A 16,745-nucleotide genomic window follows, 5' to 3' on the forward strand; every position below is an offset into this window, starting at 1 on the left:
GTAAATAAGATGCTCCTTCTTTTGCTTAGAAAATATTCCTTGTTAAACTTTTGCTGCCCAAAGCTCTATTTCAATTTTAATCTCTGGTAGACCTAACTCCGTAATATATCCAATCGTCATTGCAGGATAATCCGTACTAAATAATTGTCCCCACTCGGCATATAAGAAATCCCAATCGATTTTCTCGGTTGCCCATACGTTCACTTTGATAATATGTTCAGCATCTAAATGCTCCGATTCGAGCACTGTTTTAATATTATTAAATGTATTAGTGACTTGCTCATTCAGGCTCTCTGGAAAGAGTCCACTACGATCTGCTCCAATTTGACCCGAAGTCACAAATAACTCTGCATTCCTCGGGATTCTTGTAATATGCGTGTACTGACCTACAGGAGCTGGCATATTGGCTGGATTTTTTCTGGTGATTTTGTCAATATTCATTTGGATTACCTCGTCATTCCTAAGATTTTTCTGCATTATCTCCTAGTTTTCTTCCGATTTTGGGCAGACCTCACGATTCTAGAAAAAGACAGCAGTGGAGTATCCATATCCCGAAGATATAAACGCAAGTGATTTTTTCTTCATGAGTGGATGCTCCTCCCTTCTTAAGTGACAAGATTCTCTTGATTTTTTTATTATATCTAAAGGTCATATCATGGGTCAAATTCATCCTCTCATAAACAAAGAGCAATCCCGTAATAACGAGACTGCTCTTTGTTTATTCTATAGCGTCGAACACCTTGTATCAGAAATATTGTGCACCATTACTCGCAATAACATCTTTGTACCAGTGAAAACTCTTCTTCTTCACTCTGCGAAGTGTGCCCGTGCCATCATTATTTCTATCTACATAGATATAGCCATAACGTTTCTTCATCTCTCCGGTACCCGCACTGACCAGGTCGATCGGTCCCCAGCTCGTGTAACCCAGAAGTTCTACCCCATCTTGAATCGCTTCAGCCATCTCGGCAAAATGACTATTCAAATACTCGATGCGATAGTCATCTTCAACAGAGTCATTGTCTAGCAGCACATCGGTTGCCCCAAGTCCATTTTCTACGATAAACAAAGGTTTGCCATAGCGATCATGTAGCTGATTACATGTAATTCGAAGCCCCTTAGGATCAATGGTCCATCCCCACTCAGATGCTTGAAGATATGGATTCTTCACTGAACCAAATACATTGCCTTCTGTCGAATCTTTCAAAATCTCAGGGTCTGTACTTGTACACCGGCTTGCATAGTAGCTAAAACCGATATAGTCGACCGTGTTCTGCATCAAGATCTCTGCATCTTCAGGTTGCATTTCAATTCGAATATCATTTTCCCTGAAAAATCTTTTCGTATATCCCGGATATGCTCCCTTCGACTGCACGTCGATGAAGAAGAATGACTCTCGATCTTTCTCCATGGCTTTCCACACGTCATCAGGGTTAGAGCTGTATGGATAGACCATTCCAGCGGCTAACATACACCCGATCTGCGCACTAGGAATAATCTCATGACAAGCCTTAACAGCAAGTGCACTCGCTACCAATTCATGATGTGCTGCCTGATACAGAACCTGTTCTTTGTCTTCCCCATCCTGCAGAACAATTCCCGCTCCGATGTAAGGAAGATGCAGCAACATATTGATTTCATTAAACGTCATCCAATACTTTACTTTATCCTTGTAACGATTGAATAAAGTCGTCGCATACTTCTCAAAGAAACCGATCATCTTGCGATTCTTCCACCCGCCGTATGTCTCGACCAGATGCACAGGTACATCGAAATGACAGATCGTCACCACAGGTTCAATGTTGTATTTCAATAACTCATCGAAGACATCATCATAAAATTGCAAGCCCGCTTCGTTCGGCTCCGCTTCATCGCCATTAGGGAAAATCCGTGCCCAGGCAATGGAAAGCCTGAGACACTTGAATCCCATTTCTGCAAATAACGCAATATCTTCCTTATAGCGATGATAGAAGTCAATGGCTTCATGGGAAGGATAGAACTCTCCTGCTTTGGGTTCATACGAATCCAGGTTACCCAGAGCAATATTCCATCGATTGGCACCAATCGGAATCAGATCTACGGTTGTTAAACCTTTGCCACCTTCCAGATAAGCGCCTTCCAATTGATTCGCTGCGGTTGCTCCTCCCCAGAGAAAATTCTCCGGGAAGGCTGTAAACTTTTCATTCATTGAGGAGTTCCTCCTAAACCATCTGTAATTTTAATTAGCTTAATACCGTGATCAATTTATCTTTCTCATGAACGGATGCATCTTTGGTTCCTACAACGTCCAGATATTTTGAAGTATTAGTGACAATGATCGGTGTAACCGTTTCATACCCTGCATCCTTAATCGCTTGCAGATCAAACTCAACAATCAGGTCACCTGCGTTAACACGGTCTCCGTCTTTCACATGTGTTGTAAAATGTTGACCTTTCAGTTTTACCGTATCCTGTCCAATATGGATCAGCATCTCTACACCATCATCGCTTACTAGACCAATGGCATGTTTGGTACGATATACAGTTTGAACGACACCTGTGATTGGAGATACCACTCTGCCACTGGTAGGACGAATCGCAATCCCTTTACCCATGTGTTCTCCTGCAAATGTTACGTCATTGATTTCTTTCAGTGCAACGACTTCACCAGCCATTGGGCTTACGATTTCGTATCTGCTGTTCGGATTTGGATCAAGTACAGGTGCTGGAGCTGGTGCAGCTTCTACTTTGTCTTTGAACCCAACCACGTATGTCAGAATAAAACCAAGGATGAACGCGATACCACATGCGACCAGAGCCATATAGAATCCGGAATCAACGCCTGTTGCTTTATTAATGAAGCTTGGGAAACCGAACACACCCAGTCCACCAAAGATGTATAATTTCGAACCGGCCAATCCCAAGATACCACCACCGATACCACCTGCAATACAGCTCATGATAAACGGTTTTTTCAGTGGAAGTGTCAAACCATAGATCGCTGGCTCAGTTACACCGAAGATACCCGATATGAATGCAGGAATACCTAATGATTTCAACTTCGTATTTTTGGTTTTCAACATTACTGCAAGTACAGCACCCGTTTGAGCAAAGGAAGCCGCGAAAGACATCGCCACCACCGGGTCAGCACCGGATGTGCTCAGGTTGAGAAGCATAACCGGCACGAGTCCCCAGTGAAGTCCAAACAGTACAAACACTTGCCACAAACCACCGATAATCAAACCTGTTGCAACTGGGCTTAAGTCGTAGATACCTGTTGCTCCTGCACCAATCAACTGACCTGCCCAAGTGGATACTGGACCAATCAGAATGAATGTTGCCGGAACGATAACGAGCAATGTAAAGAATGGAACAAGGAACGTGCTAACAACTTTCGGAATAACATTTTTGAAGAATCTTTCAATTTTCACAGCGAAGAATGTAGCGATAATGATTGGAATAACTGATGTTGAATAGCTCATCAGAATTACTGGAATACCCAGGAACGTAATGTGAATTGGTGATTCAAACAACGTACCTGCAAACAAAGTGTACAATGGATCTCCTGCAGTCAAACCGGACAGCGTAGGATAAACTAACGAAGCACCTATCGCCATACCCAGGAATGGTGAACCGCCAAATTTCTTGATTGCGGTATAGCCCAGGAAGATCGGGAAGAAGTAGAACAGACAGTCACCCGTTGCATTCAACAATTGGTACGTTCCGGAAGTATCTGTAATCCATCCAAAGGATAAAAACATGGCTGTGAAACCTTTGATCATACCTGTAGCAGCAAGCAAACCGAGCAGTGGTGTGAACACACCGGAGATCATGTCGATAAATCGGCTGAACAATCCTACTTTTTTGCCTGAGTTGTCCGTTTCCTCTTCAACTTGTCCTTCACTCGGGAAATTCCCTACTTTAAGGACTGCTTTATATACATCCGGCACTTCGTTGCCGATAACGACCTGATATTGTCCACCACTTTGCATAACGGTAATAACACCTGGCAGATTTTTAAGTTCTTCTGTTTTGGCTACGCTTTCATTTTTCAGTTTAAACCGCAGTCTTGTTACACAATGGAATACACTGTTTACATTTTCACGACCACCTACACGTGTCAGAATATCCTTAGCCAATTGATCGTAGTTGCTCATTGTAATTCTCCCTCTCTAAGTAGACTCCCCATGACTTTTGAAACAAATAAAACCTGAACCACTGAACATACACAACATACCGGATCGTCCGGAAATCAGTCGTGTTATTCAGCAATTCAGGTTTTGCCCTTAACGGTTGCAACCCTGTAAGGCTGTACACATTGGTATTTAATTATTTGGATAACGAAAGTAAGTTACATTCCATATCCTCTGAACTGAGGATGGTCGGCATTGCCTGATTGAACAGTTACAATCCGATTGATGTATGCGCTTACTTCTTGAATTCATCATAGTACATCTGAACTACATTTGCAACACTTATTTTTATGACATTACAAAATAAATTCAAGCTGTCGAAAACGAGAAAAAGGACAACTTCAAAAGCATCGAAGTTGTCCCTGTATTACATTCTATTCTCATATATAATTGCGCACTGAAGTAGAATTAACCAATAACCGTAATCAATTTATCCTTCTCTTGCACTTTACGATCTGTCGTACCAACCACGTCCAAATAATCAGCCGTATTGGTTACAATAATCGGTGTTACCGTCTCATATCCCGCGTCAATAATGGCCTGCAGATCGAATTCAACGATCAGATCGCCAACATTCACACGATCCCCGTCCTTCACATGTGCAGTGAAATGCTGACCTTTGAGCTGTACCGTATCCTGACCGATATGGATCAGAATCTCTACACCTTGATCATCTACAAGACCAATCGCATGCTTGGTACGGTAAATCGTCTGTACAACACCATTAATCGGGGATACAACTCTACCACTGGTTGGGCGAATAGCAATACCTTTACCCATATGTTCACCAGCAAATGTAGCATCATTAATTTCTTGCAAAGGAACCACATCACCCGTCATCGGGCTGGCAATTTCGTAACGATTGTTTGGATTAGGCTCAAGTGCAGCCTTCTCTTCTTTTACCGCTTCCGGAGTCTGTTTGGCAGTTTCCGGATTAGCAGGATCTTTGAATCCTACGAAATAAACGAGAACAAAGCTGAGTACAAAAGCAATAACTGTGGCAATCATAGCCATCCAGAATTCATAGTTAATGCCTGCTGTCGGACTAATCAGCGCTGGAACACCGAAGATACCTGAAGCGAACACAAACATTTTGGAACCTGCGAATCCAATAATACCACCAGCTACTGCAGAAGAAATACAACTCATAATAAATGGTTTTTTCAGTGGCAAAGTAAGACCATAGATAGCAGGCTCAGTTACACCGAAGATCCCGGACACGAAGGCAGGAACACCCAGTGATTTGAGTTTAGTATTTTTCGTTTTGAGCATAACTCCAAGAACAGCACCAATCTGAGCAAATGAAGCAGCGAACATCATGGCCAGAATCGGATCTGCTTTCAGTGTGGACAGATTGAGCAGCATGATTGGCACGATACCCCAGTGTAACCCGAAGATAACCAATACTTGCCACAATCCACCAACAACAATACCTGTTACCAATGGACTCAAGTCATAGATGCCCGATACGCCCGCACCAATCAGCTGACTTGCCCATGTTGCGATAGGACCAATCAAGAGGAATGTTACTGGAACAACAATGAGAATCGTAAAGAATGGCGTAAGGAACGTTCTCACAACAGATGGTATGATCTTTTTGAAGAATGCTTCTACTTTTGCTCCAAAATAAGCAGCAATAATAATTGGAATTACAGATGAAGAATAGCTCATCAAAATAACGGGAATACCCAGGAACGTGATATGAATCGGTGATTCAAACAATGTGCCTGTAAATAGCGTATACAACGGTTCTCCACCGCTAAGACCGGATAAGGTCGGATATACAAGTGATGCTCCGATAGCCATCCCGAGGAATGGAGATCCACCGAATTTTTTCATTGCTGTGTAACCCAGGAAGATTGGGAAGAAGTAGAACAGACAGTCACCTGCAGCATTCAACAATTGATATGTTCCTGAAGCCGGGTCCAACCATTCGAGAGAAGTAAACATGGACAGGAAACCTTTGATCATCCCTGTTGCAGCTAGCAAGCCGAGAATTGGTGTAAATACACCTGAGATTAAGTCGATAAACCGACCCAGAAGACTTTCTTTTTTACCGGAAGATTCGGAACCATCGTCACTTGAAACCGGTTCATCCGCATTCATATTACCAACCTGTAGCAAGGCTTTATACACATCAGACACTTCGTTACCTACAACAACCTGATATTGTCCCCCGCTTTGCATTACCGTTATGACTCCGGGCAGATTTTTGAGATCGTCCGTTTTGGCATTACTGTCATTTTTTAATTTGAAACGAAGTCTGGTCGCACAGTGCACCACACTGTTAATGTTCTGTTTACCACCAACACCAGACAGAATGTCTTTAGCTAATTGCTCGTGTTTCATGAAGTTGTTTTCTTCCTTTCTGATTAAACACGGATTCGAAGCATATTGGAGAGAATAAAAAAACCTGAACATCTGAATGTACGGAACATCCGGTTAACGGTATGCTCTATCATTCAATCGTTCAGGTTTTGCCCTAGTGGTTGCAACCCTGCAAGCTGATCTATGGGATTATTCAGAAGTTGCATTCACAACTCTCTCAATATGAATCGTTAAGTACATCATTTCTTCGTCAGTTAGTTGATACGTGTAGTTGCTTTCAATGAATTTCTTGATTTTTTCCGAGCATTTGTGTGCTGCCGGATATTTCTTCTGAATCATCAGGAACAATTCATCATCGTTGTTGCTCTTGTAATGTTTTCCCTTCACCAAACGTTGAGCGAAAAACTTCAAATGCGTCACAAAGCGATAGAATGTCAGTGAGTTTTCATCAAAATCAATCTTGAAATGATACTTGATGATCGTCAAGATTTCCTGCATGACCTGCGTCATACTCTTGATGTTGGGCATTTCCTCGTTCAAAGCTGCATTTACAAAGTGAAGTGCCATAAAACCGGCTTCGTCCTCGGGCAAGATCACACCAAACTGATCACAGATCATATTGAGCGCTTCCATTCCGACTTCGTATTCCTCTTTGTATAACTGCTTTGTCTCCCAGATTAGACCATTACGTATGGGCAGATTCTTGCGATACCGCTCAATGGCAAAGTGAATATGATCTGTGAGATGCAAGTAGATGCTCTCATTCAGTTTTTTGCCAAGTTTTAATTTGGCGTAAGCGATGATTTCCTCAGATACTTTCATGTATTCCAGCGGAATGCTTGAGATTAATGCCTTGAAGTTTTCCTGAATATCTTCATTCTGTAAAGTAAATATCTTGTCGATATGCTGCTCGGAAACCATATCACCCGCCCGCTTCTGATAAGCAATCCCCCGGCCAATGATAATAACTTCCTGTTGTTCGTCATTCATTGCAACTACAGCATTATTGTTCAGCACCTTCTCGATTTTCACTTTATCACTCCAATATACAGAAAAAGACAAACCAATCCCTTTTCTCAAGGTATACGGCTTTGCCTGATTCAACAGTTACAACCCGATATGTTGTACGCGCTTCCCTCATAATATTACAAAATTCTACACAGTGCAACAAAAAGTTAATATCGAATTAGCATGACTCCCGATCTAGGTAAATATACTCACAGGAGTGATCAAAATAAGAATTATTTTACAGAGATTCAAGGTTTATTGTTTTTGTTGTCTTTCTCCAGTTCTGCTTCAATTCTTCGATTAATCATGTCCATCTCTTCTGAATCCAAACGATCGACTTGAGTGTATTCTTTATCCATCTCGTACTCTTTCGCCTCACCTTTGTTCATTAGCCCCAGATGATTCTTGATGTCCCGGATGTCTTCACGCATATGCATCGTCTGACGGTAATGATCTATCACAAGTGCGAAAACAATGCCCCCAGCCAAAATCGGACCGAATGGGATCAGATAACATAGAACAAGTCCTATGAGCAAAAATATAACAAAGTACATATGTAGTGCCCCTCTCCTCTCATATAAAGTAACTAATCTGCCAAGTTAGACGTTTCTCCAATTACAAATTAAAGCGTTCCTGGATTAACTGTGCCACTTCATCCGGGCTCTTGTTCGTGTTATCAATCCTTATGTGGTGCTCATGCATGATTTCTCCAGGTTCCGAGTTCAATCGATATTTCTTCATCGTATCAAGCAAATCTCGCTCAGACCACGCGACGTCACGCTTTGTTGGCTTATGCAGCAGCCGATGCGGACTCTTGTTACGCTCCAGTCTTTCTAATGCATCAGCTTCCAGTTCCACATAACAGACCTGTCCTCCATTAGATTCGAATAACTCGCTGATCTGACGAATGTACTCTCCATCTTGCTCCTGATCAAACGCCCATACAAAAGTAAAAATCAGACCCGGCAGATCACTCTTGGCCACCTCTTCGAAAATCTCCTGACGGAACAGATTAACCAGTCGTTTGCCTTGTGGTGTACCATAGCTGAAATAAGGAGACACCAGTTCAATGGTCATATGGTTATGAAACAATTTTAGCTTCGTTATCTTCTCCAGTTCTTGCCCAACCGTCATTTTGCCCACAGCCTGCGGACCAAAAATAATCACCAATTTCATTTGATCACTCCTGACAAGGTAGTGTTCATTCCATTAATTCAATTTTATGGACATTAAACTCTATGATACCTTCTTTAGGGCAAATAAAAAAGAGGTTTCAAGTGATTCCCCCAACGCGTGAGGGCTTGAAATCTCTTATCTTAAAATGAGTATGTTCATTTTAACTTAACGTCCGATCAGTACCCATCCCCACTTCATCCGGCGCAATCCCATCGCGCAGATCCATGAGATCAGGAGCGCTACAACATAAGATAGAATGATGCCCACGCTGAAGTGCCGAGCCAGGTCATCTGTGAATTCACGTCTCCAGAAGAGCAGTACGAGTGGATGCATTAAAAATACACCGAACGCCACTGTACCCAAAGAGTCCAGAACACGTGTAGCTTTACGAACCTCGGTATGTTGTCCAGTGCCGATTCGTTCACTAAAGATCAGCAGGAGCAAGCAGGCAGACAGAGTAAACATATTTCGGAATAAGAACAGCACGGTATAGGTAACCACCGGGTATGCAGCAAAAGCGGTTTTGATATAAGCATTACCATAGATAAAAATGGCACCTCCGCTCAACAATGCAGCTATTAGCACATAACGGTGTGTATACAGTTTCTTCAAAGCCCATTCAAAGTTCAACCCAATCCATGCACCAAATCCGATCACGATCAGATAACTCGGTAGCAAACTGCCTGTTCGTTCAAAGTGAAACTGTAAATGCAATGCATAGAATATGGCCTGGGCAGCAATAAAGAATAATGGCAAGTACCGTTTAAACAGACGATAGCGTGTAAGCGACAGAAGCCATGGAAACACGATATAAAACTGAAGAATAATCAGAAAAAAGTACAAGTGCGTATGGGCAGTTCCCATCACTAATTGTTTGGCAAATTGAACACCATGAGTCAAAGGTTCTTTGCCCGCAAGCAGCTGTTTAATGGCAAAATAGATAAGGGACCATGCCACATAGGGTACAAATACATTAAATAAACGCTTCTTATAAAAAGCAAGCATCCAACCCTTCTCATTTACCTTGGAACTGTAGTTGTAGAACAAGACCAGGGATGACAGAAACAGGAACGCTGGAACGGCAAATTGTAAAAACATGTTCCAGAAGTAATACACATCATGATCTAGTGTATGCTTGGGGTAATGCGCAACTGCTGTTGAAGTAGCGTGGATGGCTACAACCGCCATGATCGCAAAAGCACGATAGAGATCCAGATACTCAATACGCCGGGGCCGATTAACCGGTTGATTCATAAAAATAACCTCACTTGTGCCTGATATGGGATGTTAGTTTCCGGCCGCAATCCAGATTCTAGCTTCATTTTAATCAGCACACGAGGGTAATACAATCATAATCTATATTATTTTCGTTAAATTACATCATTATTCTGCATTATTCGACATTCTCTATCCAGAATCGTTCAACAACGTTACCATTAGACTCCACATAGTCCACATCCTTGATGCCACCATTTCGAAGGATACCCCTTCTGGAAGGCTCATTAACCGCATCACATACGACTAATACTTTGGAAATTCCAAGCTCTCTCGTTTTCTCCAAAGACAACCTGAGAATTTCGGAACCATAGCCATTGTGCCGCTCCCCCGGACGAATGCCATAACCAATATGTCCTCCGCTATTGTATAGTCTGTCATTAAGCTCATGCCTTATATTCACGGCGCCCACGATTTGTTGACTCTCCGTAACCAGCCAGTATGTACTGTCTTTGACCCAGCCTTCCGGGATGTCGATGCCTTGTTCATTACGCTGCAAAAATGCCAACATCTCGTCAAACGCATAGGGTTCTTTGGAAATGACCCAAGGTACCATCAATTCTCCGCTTCTGACCCAGTCTTCATAAAATGCCAAATACGCATCCTTATACGCTAATGATGGTTTAATTAATCTAACGTGTTCTTTCCCCATAGTCCGTACTTCCTCTCAACAGATATTGATATTGCCACGCTCTTTCCTCCAGAACACGCCGCTCTTGATCTTCGATCAAACAAGTTCGAAAAAGGACCTGCGTGTGTGCAGATCCTCTACAAGTGAACATCTTACCGCTTATTCTATTATTATACGGACTCTGTCAATGTAGCCTCCTGGACATCTGGTTCCTTCTTCGCTTTCGTATCCTTGTAAGTAAATTGGTAACTTCCAGATCCCAGGGTGACTTCAACATCATCTCCCATGCTGCGAATAACCTGAACTTCACTCACCTGATCCAACGGTTTTCCTTGCTCCAGAACGATCTGTGCACCTGCTCCAGGAAGACGTACCGTACCTCTCGTGTTGGCGGGAATATGCACCCGAATCTCCATTTCACCCTCCGCCAGCCGATGCCAGCTTGAAGCAACTTGACCATACATCGTCTCCAAACTCGCTTCTACCCAGTCCAGTCCTGGTCCAGGTTGCGGCTCGATATGCACCAATCGGAATCCTGGCTGATGTTCATCGAACCGAATGCCGGCAACGTAACGATACAACCATTCTCCAATCGCTCCGTACGCATAGTGGTTAAATGAGTTCATATCAGCACTCCAGAGACTGCCATCCTCTTTGATCCCATCCCAATGTTCCCAAACAGTCGTTGCCCCTTGAGTCACCTGATACAGCCAGGACGGGTAATCCTCTTGAAAAAGTAATGTATATGCCAGGTCGTGAAGACCTGCATCACTCAGCACCGGATTCAGATAAGGTGTGCCCACGAAACCTGTAGTAAGATGATTGCCCGCCTCTTTCACGAGTTTTGCCAACTGTTCGACAGCACGAGTTCGGGCAGTCGCGTCCAGCAGGTCAAATTGGAGCGCAAGAACATGCGCTGTTTGCGTAGGAACAGCAATTTTGCCGGCTGGCGTCACGAATTCATTTCGAAACGCATGAACAATGTTTGTATGCAGCTGCTTGTAATATTCAGCATCGTCTGTCTTTCCAAGTGCCTCAGCAGCCTTTTGAGTTAACGAAACCGAATAGGCATAGAATGCAGTCGCCACGTAGTCCGTGTCCGTTGCGCCGACATAACTATCGGGCTTGGAATCCAGTCCCAGCCAATCGCCAAAGTGGAATCCCGTGTTCCACAGATACGGGTTGTCACCCTGCACGTGAATGTACTCAATCCACTGTTTCATACTCTCATATTGCTCAGCCAGTAATCTGGCATCCCCATACATCTCATAGATGGTCCATGGACAGATAACTGCTGCATCCCCCCAAGCGGCAGAAGAATGACTGGTGTCTCCCCATCCTTCTGACGTGGAACTTCTCAGATCCGGAACGAAGAATGGAATACCTCCATCTGATCCCTGATCCGCTTCCAGATCCCGCAACCATTTGGTGAAGAAGGGAGCCGTGTTCATCAGGTAGGAGGACGTGCGGATAAACATCTGTGCATCACCCGTCCATCCGAGCCGTTCATCCCTCTGTGGACAGTCTGTCGGCACATCAAGGAAATTCCCCTTTTGCCCCCACAATATATTGTGATGCAGTTGGTTCACCAGTGGACTGGAGCATGAGAATTGACCTGTTTGCTCCATATTCGAGTGCAGGACTATTCCGGTGAATTCTTCCAGACGAACGTGTTCCGGGAAGCCAACCAGCTTCACATATCGAAAGCCATGGAATGTAAAATGCGGTTCAAACGTTTCTACTCCATCCCCCTTGCAAGTGTAGCGAATACACTGCTCGGCGGCGCGAAGATTATCGGTGTAGAAGTTGCCTTCATGATCCAAGATCTCAGCATGGTGCAGCTCAACCGTCTGATCCTCTTTACCTTGAATGCTGAACTTCACCCATCCCACCATATTCTGCCCCATGTCTATTACACGATCTCCCTGTGGAGTTGTCAGCAAGTCAATTGGCTGTAGCTGTTCAACTTGGGTGACGGGTACGTTCTCCTGTGCAACGATGATATCTTTCGGATGTTCCAGTACGTTCACGAGTGACCAACTCACCTGAGAGGAATCCGACCAATCGGACTCCATTCGTGCATCATACGTCTCTCCCATATAGATGTCCGACATGCGAATGGCACTTGGAGCTGCCGTCCAATCCCCGTTAGATAAAATAGATTCCTCCGAACCATCTGCGTATTTTATCTGCAATTCCAGCAGCAATGCGGATGTTGAACCGAATATTTCCCGTTCTTTGTTCCAGCCAAGATATCCTCGGTACCAGCCATCTCCCAGATTAGCACCTAAAGTATTCTGTCCATGTTGGAGCATGTGAGTAACATCATAGGTTTGATATTGTAATCGCTTACGATAAGAGGTCCAGCCAGGTGTAAAATAATCTTCTCCTACTCTTGTGTTGTTTATATGCAACTCGTATAATCCAAGTGCTGTTACATATATTCTGGCAGACGTAATCGATTTTTTCACATTAAACTGCTTGCGCATACGCGGACATGACGTGTCTCCATCATCATCTGATGGTTGAGCTGTGATCCATTCTGCTTGCCACTTGTTATGGCTATCCATAAGTCCCATCTCGAAATAAGCCGTTTCGGACCAACCGGAATCACTTCCTGCATCATCCCATGCCCGAATCCGGTAGTAATATCGCGTTCGCGGAGCAGGCTGAAAATGGTTTAATTCCACATGTATGGATTGATCCGTGATTATCTCGCCAGAATCCCATGCAATCCCATCAAAATCTTCCGTCAAAGACAGCTGAATCTGGTAAGCGGATTGCATGCAGTTCCGACGATCGGACTGCAACTGCCAGCTTATTCTCGGTGATTTTACATCAAGGCCAATCGGATTCATTCTATACTCACAGCGAAGGTGACTAACGTTGAACATTAGCAAATCGTCCTTTCCATCTTGGCTTCCCATTCGGGGTTACGATATAATTATATCGAGCCTGTTGCCGTAAATACCCGGTAATCAGGACTATTTCATCCGGTATTTCAGCCATCTGTATGAGGAGGTTGCTTGTGAATTCATCTGTACAACTCATGAAAAGTGAGTACTTCCTGCATAATCATCTGCAGCTTTTCGTCAATCGTTGCTCTGAAGATTTTGTGCTTCCTTTTCACGCACATGATTTTATTGAGTATAGCTATGTTGCCGAAGGAAAGGGCTTTCATCATATCGGTGAAGATGTCATTCCGGTGACGAAGGGCATGCTGTTTGTCATCCCTGTCGGTGTTCCTCATGTTTTCCGTCCTGTGAGCACCAACGTAACCGAGCATCCGTTAATTCTATATAACTGCCTATTTAATGCTGAATTGATTCACACCCTGACCTCCGTCATTCAGGAAAAAGAAATCATTCATCATCTGTTGGATCTGGCACAAAATCAAGTTCCTTATATATCCCTTGTGGATCACAACGACCGGATTGAAGAACTTATGGTGAAGCTGTACCGTGAATCCTCCGTTCCGGGAATCGGTTCGTCTACCATGTTATACACCCTGGTAAGCCAGCTGGTATTGATGACCTACAGACAACTTTATCAAGAGATTCAGGATGAAGTGGTTCATTCCACCGATTTTGAGTACATTCTTCACTATCTCAAACAACATGTGAGCAACCGAATCCGAATATCTGATCTGGTCCGTGTATCAGGCTGGAGCGAAAAACAAATTGGACGAATGTTTCTGCGGCATACCGGACAGACCTTTAGCGCCCACTTGCAACATCTCCGTATACAAAAAAGCTGTGAACTGCTTAAGAGTTCACGGCACAAAGTCAGCCTGATTGCCGAGCTGGTCGGATATCGGGATATGGATTCATTTTATGCTGCATTCAAAAAAATAACAGGCGAAACACCTCTCGCCTATCGCAAAAAATCCAGAGCACAGCACTCTGGACAATAAGATTTACTTTCAGACACCAACAACCTGTAATACTTCATCTATGTAGGCCTTGGCCTCTTTCCATGAAGACATCAACGGAAAGTTGTATCGTTCACGCTCCTGTATATTCCATGGATGCGGGATACATATGACTTTCTTGCCATCCTCATGCGCTGGAATCAAATTATGTGCTCCATCATCAATGAGCAGATCGAAACCGAGCAGATTTTTTCTTTTGCATGTAATAAACTGTTCTGCGGTTATAAAAGGCATATGCTGCTGAAGCCAGTTCCACTTCTCAACGACTGTTCTTGGTTCTGCTGCCGTAACGACAATGACATCATAAGCATCGTTCAGCTTTTTCATCTCATCTACAACATATTCGTCGTATAATTCCAATTCCTCGAACAGACCCGGCCGACCATAAAATACATCATGTGTGCTCTCCGGATGACGCAAATGGGATGTATCCCAATGAATCATATCCTCATAGCGCAACGGATGGGTCGGGAAGCTGAGGTTGTTGTGATAAATAGCCCGCTTGACCAGATGACATATCGTGTCATCCATATCTACAGCAATAATAGGCTTCTTCATGGTTATCCCTCCCCCAATACGATCACAGTATACCATCCAGAATGTTATGAAGTCATCCTTTTTACATGACAGTGCAATAGTGTTGATGAATTCCTGCGAGATTATAGTAAAAAGGCGCCCCAGCGCCGTAATACCAGCTACGCCCGGGGTGCCTATATAGGTTGATCTATTCCAAGTTCTCGCCGTTGGAGGCAATGACTTTTTGGTACCAGCCAAAGCTCTTTTTCTTATACCGATTTAATGTGCCTTGTCCGTTGTCATCCTGATCCACGTAGATTACGCCATAACGCTTGGACATTTCCGAAGTGGATGCACTGATGATATCAATCGCTCCCCAGTTGGTATATCCCATCAGGTCCACACCATCCATAACGGCTTCTTTCATTTGTGTGATATGTTTTCTCAGATAATCAATCCGGTAATCATCGTTTATGGAACCATCTGCTTCAACGGTATCTTTGGCACCAAGGCCGTTCTCCACCACAAACAGAGGCAGTTGATAACGGTCATACAGCTCTTTCAATGCCACGCGCAGACCGATCGGATCAAGCTGCCAGCCCCATTCCGTACGCTCCAGGTTCGGGTTCTTAATCGTACTGTACAGGTTACCACCCGTCACTCCATATTCCTCTGGGTTCACTGCGGACACCAAGGATGTGTAGTAACTGAACGAGATGAAGTCAACCGTGTGCTCACGCAGGATCTGTTCATCCCCCGGTTCCATGGCAATGGTAATCCCATTCTCTGCCCAGTACCGAGCCATGAACGTTGGATAACTACCACGAACTTGTACATCCGTATGCAGCAGGTTCAGTTGGTTATCAATCTGTGCTTGCAGCACATCCTCTGGCTTCGACGTCGCCGGGTAGTGAATCATGCGCGCAAGCATACATCCGATCTGGAAGTTCGGGTTAATCTGACGCGCTTTTTCTGTTACCAGGCTACTGGCTACAAATTGATGATGAAGTGCCTGATAAGAAGCTTGCATCGTGTTCTCAACTCGGTCTTCAATAATACCGCCACCTGTGAACGGTTCAATAATAGTTGTGTTAATCTCATTAAACGTCAACCAGTATTTTACTTTGTCCTTGTATCGGTTCATCACTGTCTCGGCATATCTTACAAAATGTCCAATCACTTCGCGGCCAGCCCAGCCGTTATATTTCAGGACAAGCGCCATAGGCATCTCATAATGCGAGAGTGTTACAAGCGGTTCAATATCGTATTTACGGAGTTCATCGAACACTTCGTCATAGAAACGCAATCCTTCTTCATTCGGCTCGGCATCATAACCATTCGGGAAAATACGCGGCCAGTTGATGGACAGACGGAATGTCTTGAAGCCCAGCTCTGCGAAGAGCGCAATATCCTCTTTGAAACGGTGGTAAAAATCAATCCCGTAACGTTTCGGATAACCTGCTGCACTGTGATGTGCCATGGCTTTCTCAACCGTTGCACTGGTAACATGCATCAGTTCTCTAAGGTTGGTGTAGTCCTTTTTCTCAAAATAAGGAACCATGTCGGCCGTCGACCATCCTTTGCCACCAGCGTCGAATCCACCTTCAGCCTGGTTGGCGGCAATAGCCCCGCCCCATAGAAAACTTTCCGGAAACCCTTGTCGATTAATCATTCGTATCTCCCCTTCTTTTGTTGATATTGTTAGTCC

The 16,745-nt window shown here is 43.9% G+C and carries 13 protein-coding genes; 1 reads left to right on the top strand and 12 read right to left on the bottom strand.

Translation table 11 applies throughout. The annotated features are described in order from the left end of the window. Positions 1-42: 42 nt before the first annotated feature. From OM416_RS03860 to OM416_RS03905, 10 genes are all read right to left on the bottom strand, one after another. Complete coding sequence (locus tag OM416_RS03860) at positions 43-441, bottom strand: RidA family protein (RefSeq protein ID WP_076331772.1); 399 nt, start codon at positions 439-441, stop codon at positions 43-45. Positions 442-745: 304 nt separating this feature from the next. Continuing rightward, complete coding sequence (locus OM416_RS03865; protein WP_264927180.1) at positions 746-2,188, bottom strand: 6-phospho-beta-glucosidase; 1,443 nt, start codon at positions 2,186-2,188, stop codon at positions 746-748. A gap of 34 nt (positions 2,189-2,222) precedes the next feature. Further along, complete coding sequence (locus OM416_RS03870; RefSeq protein WP_264927182.1) at positions 2,223-4,136, bottom strand: beta-glucoside-specific PTS transporter subunit IIABC; 1,914 nt, start codon at positions 4,134-4,136, stop codon at positions 2,223-2,225. Positions 4,137-4,580: 444 nt separating this feature from the next. Then, on the bottom strand, positions 4,581-6,521 hold the full coding sequence (locus tag OM416_RS03875) for a beta-glucoside-specific PTS transporter subunit IIABC (RefSeq protein ID WP_264927184.1): 1,941 nt from the start codon (positions 6,519-6,521) through the stop codon (positions 4,581-4,583). 168 nt (positions 6,522-6,689) lie between these two features. Further along, complete coding sequence (gene licT / locus OM416_RS03880; RefSeq protein WP_017687870.1) at positions 6,690-7,532, bottom strand: BglG family transcription antiterminator LicT; 843 nt, start codon at positions 7,530-7,532, stop codon at positions 6,690-6,692. A 224-nt stretch (positions 7,533-7,756) separates the two neighbouring features. Next, positions 7,757-8,062 (bottom strand): hypothetical protein, encoded by a 306-nt coding sequence (locus tag OM416_RS03885; protein ID WP_264927187.1) that lies wholly within the window; start codon positions 8,060-8,062, stop codon positions 7,757-7,759. Between the two features lie 61 nt (positions 8,063-8,123). Continuing rightward, a complete protein-coding gene (locus tag OM416_RS03890; RefSeq protein WP_264927189.1) occupies positions 8,124-8,684 on the bottom strand; it encodes an AAA family ATPase in 561 nt (186 codons plus the stop codon). Positions 8,685-8,849: 165 nt separating this feature from the next. Further along, a complete protein-coding gene (locus OM416_RS03895) occupies positions 8,850-9,938 on the bottom strand; it encodes an acyltransferase (RefSeq protein ID WP_264927191.1) in 1,089 nt (362 codons plus the stop codon). A 139-nt stretch (positions 9,939-10,077) separates the two neighbouring features. Next, positions 10,078-10,611 (bottom strand): GNAT family N-acetyltransferase, encoded by a 534-nt coding sequence (locus tag OM416_RS03900; protein ID WP_264927193.1) that lies wholly within the window; start codon positions 10,609-10,611, stop codon positions 10,078-10,080. A gap of 149 nt (positions 10,612-10,760) precedes the next feature. After that, positions 10,761-13,484 carry an alpha-L-rhamnosidase gene (locus tag OM416_RS03905; RefSeq protein WP_264927194.1) on the bottom strand — a complete coding sequence of 908 codons (2,724 nt, stop codon included), beginning with the start codon at positions 13,482-13,484 and terminating at the stop codon, positions 10,761-10,763. 134 nt (positions 13,485-13,618) lie between these two features. Here OM416_RS03905 and OM416_RS03910 point away from each other — a divergent pair, with 134 nt between their 5' ends. Continuing rightward, positions 13,619-14,503 (top strand): AraC family transcriptional regulator, encoded by an 885-nt coding sequence (locus OM416_RS03910; protein ID WP_264927196.1) that lies wholly within the window; start codon positions 13,619-13,621, stop codon positions 14,501-14,503. Between the two features lie 9 nt (positions 14,504-14,512). Here OM416_RS03910 and OM416_RS03915 read toward each other — a convergent pair whose 3' ends face one another. Together OM416_RS03915 and OM416_RS03920 are read right to left on the bottom strand one after the other, a co-directional pair. Next, positions 14,513-15,079, bottom strand: a complete 567-nt coding sequence (locus tag OM416_RS03915) for a 5' nucleotidase, NT5C type (protein WP_264927198.1) — start codon at positions 15,077-15,079, stop codon at positions 14,513-14,515. 166 nt (positions 15,080-15,245) lie between these two features. Beyond that, positions 15,246-16,709 (bottom strand): glycoside hydrolase family 1 protein, encoded by a 1,464-nt coding sequence (locus OM416_RS03920; protein WP_264927200.1) that lies wholly within the window; start codon positions 16,707-16,709, stop codon positions 15,246-15,248. Between the last annotated feature and the right edge of the window lie 36 nt (positions 16,710-16,745).

This window comes from Paenibacillus sp. LS1 (assembly GCF_026013365.1).
In the GTDB taxonomy this organism is placed as follows: Bacteria; Bacillota; Bacilli; order Paenibacillales; family Paenibacillaceae; genus Paenibacillus.

Bases quoted from the DNA above. Each gene is read 5' to 3' on its own strand.
- OM416_RS03860 (WP_076331772.1), bottom strand. From the start codon at position 441: ATGAATATTGACAAAATCACCAGAAAAAATCCAGCCAATATGCCAGCT.
- OM416_RS03865 (WP_264927180.1), bottom strand. From the start codon at position 2,188: ATGAATGAAAAGTTTACAGCCTTCCCGGAGAATTTTCTCTGGGGAGGA.
- OM416_RS03870 (WP_264927182.1), bottom strand. From the start codon at position 4,136: ATGAGCAACTACGATCAATTGGCTAAGGATATTCTGACACGTGTAGGT.
- OM416_RS03875 (WP_264927184.1), bottom strand. From the start codon at position 6,521: ATGAAACACGAGCAATTAGCTAAAGACATTCTGTCTGGTGTTGGTGGT.
- OM416_RS03885 (WP_264927187.1), bottom strand. From the start codon at position 8,062: ATGTACTTTGTTATATTTTTGCTCATAGGACTTGTTCTATGTTATCTG.
- OM416_RS03890 (WP_264927189.1), bottom strand. From the start codon at position 8,684: ATGAAATTGGTGATTATTTTTGGTCCGCAGGCTGTGGGCAAAATGACG.
- OM416_RS03895 (WP_264927191.1), bottom strand. From the start codon at position 9,938: ATGAATCAACCGGTTAATCGGCCCCGGCGTATTGAGTATCTGGATCTC.
- OM416_RS03900 (WP_264927193.1), bottom strand. From the start codon at position 10,611: ATGGGGAAAGAACACGTTAGATTAATTAAACCATCATTAGCGTATAAG.
- OM416_RS03905 (WP_264927194.1), bottom strand. From the start codon at position 13,484: ATGTTCAACGTTAGTCACCTTCGCTGTGAGTATAGAATGAATCCGATT.
- OM416_RS03915 (WP_264927198.1), bottom strand. From the start codon at position 15,079: ATGAAGAAGCCTATTATTGCTGTAGATATGGATGACACGATATGTCAT.
- OM416_RS03920 (WP_264927200.1), bottom strand. From the start codon at position 16,709: ATGATTAATCGACAAGGGTTTCCGGAAAGTTTTCTATGGGGCGGGGCT.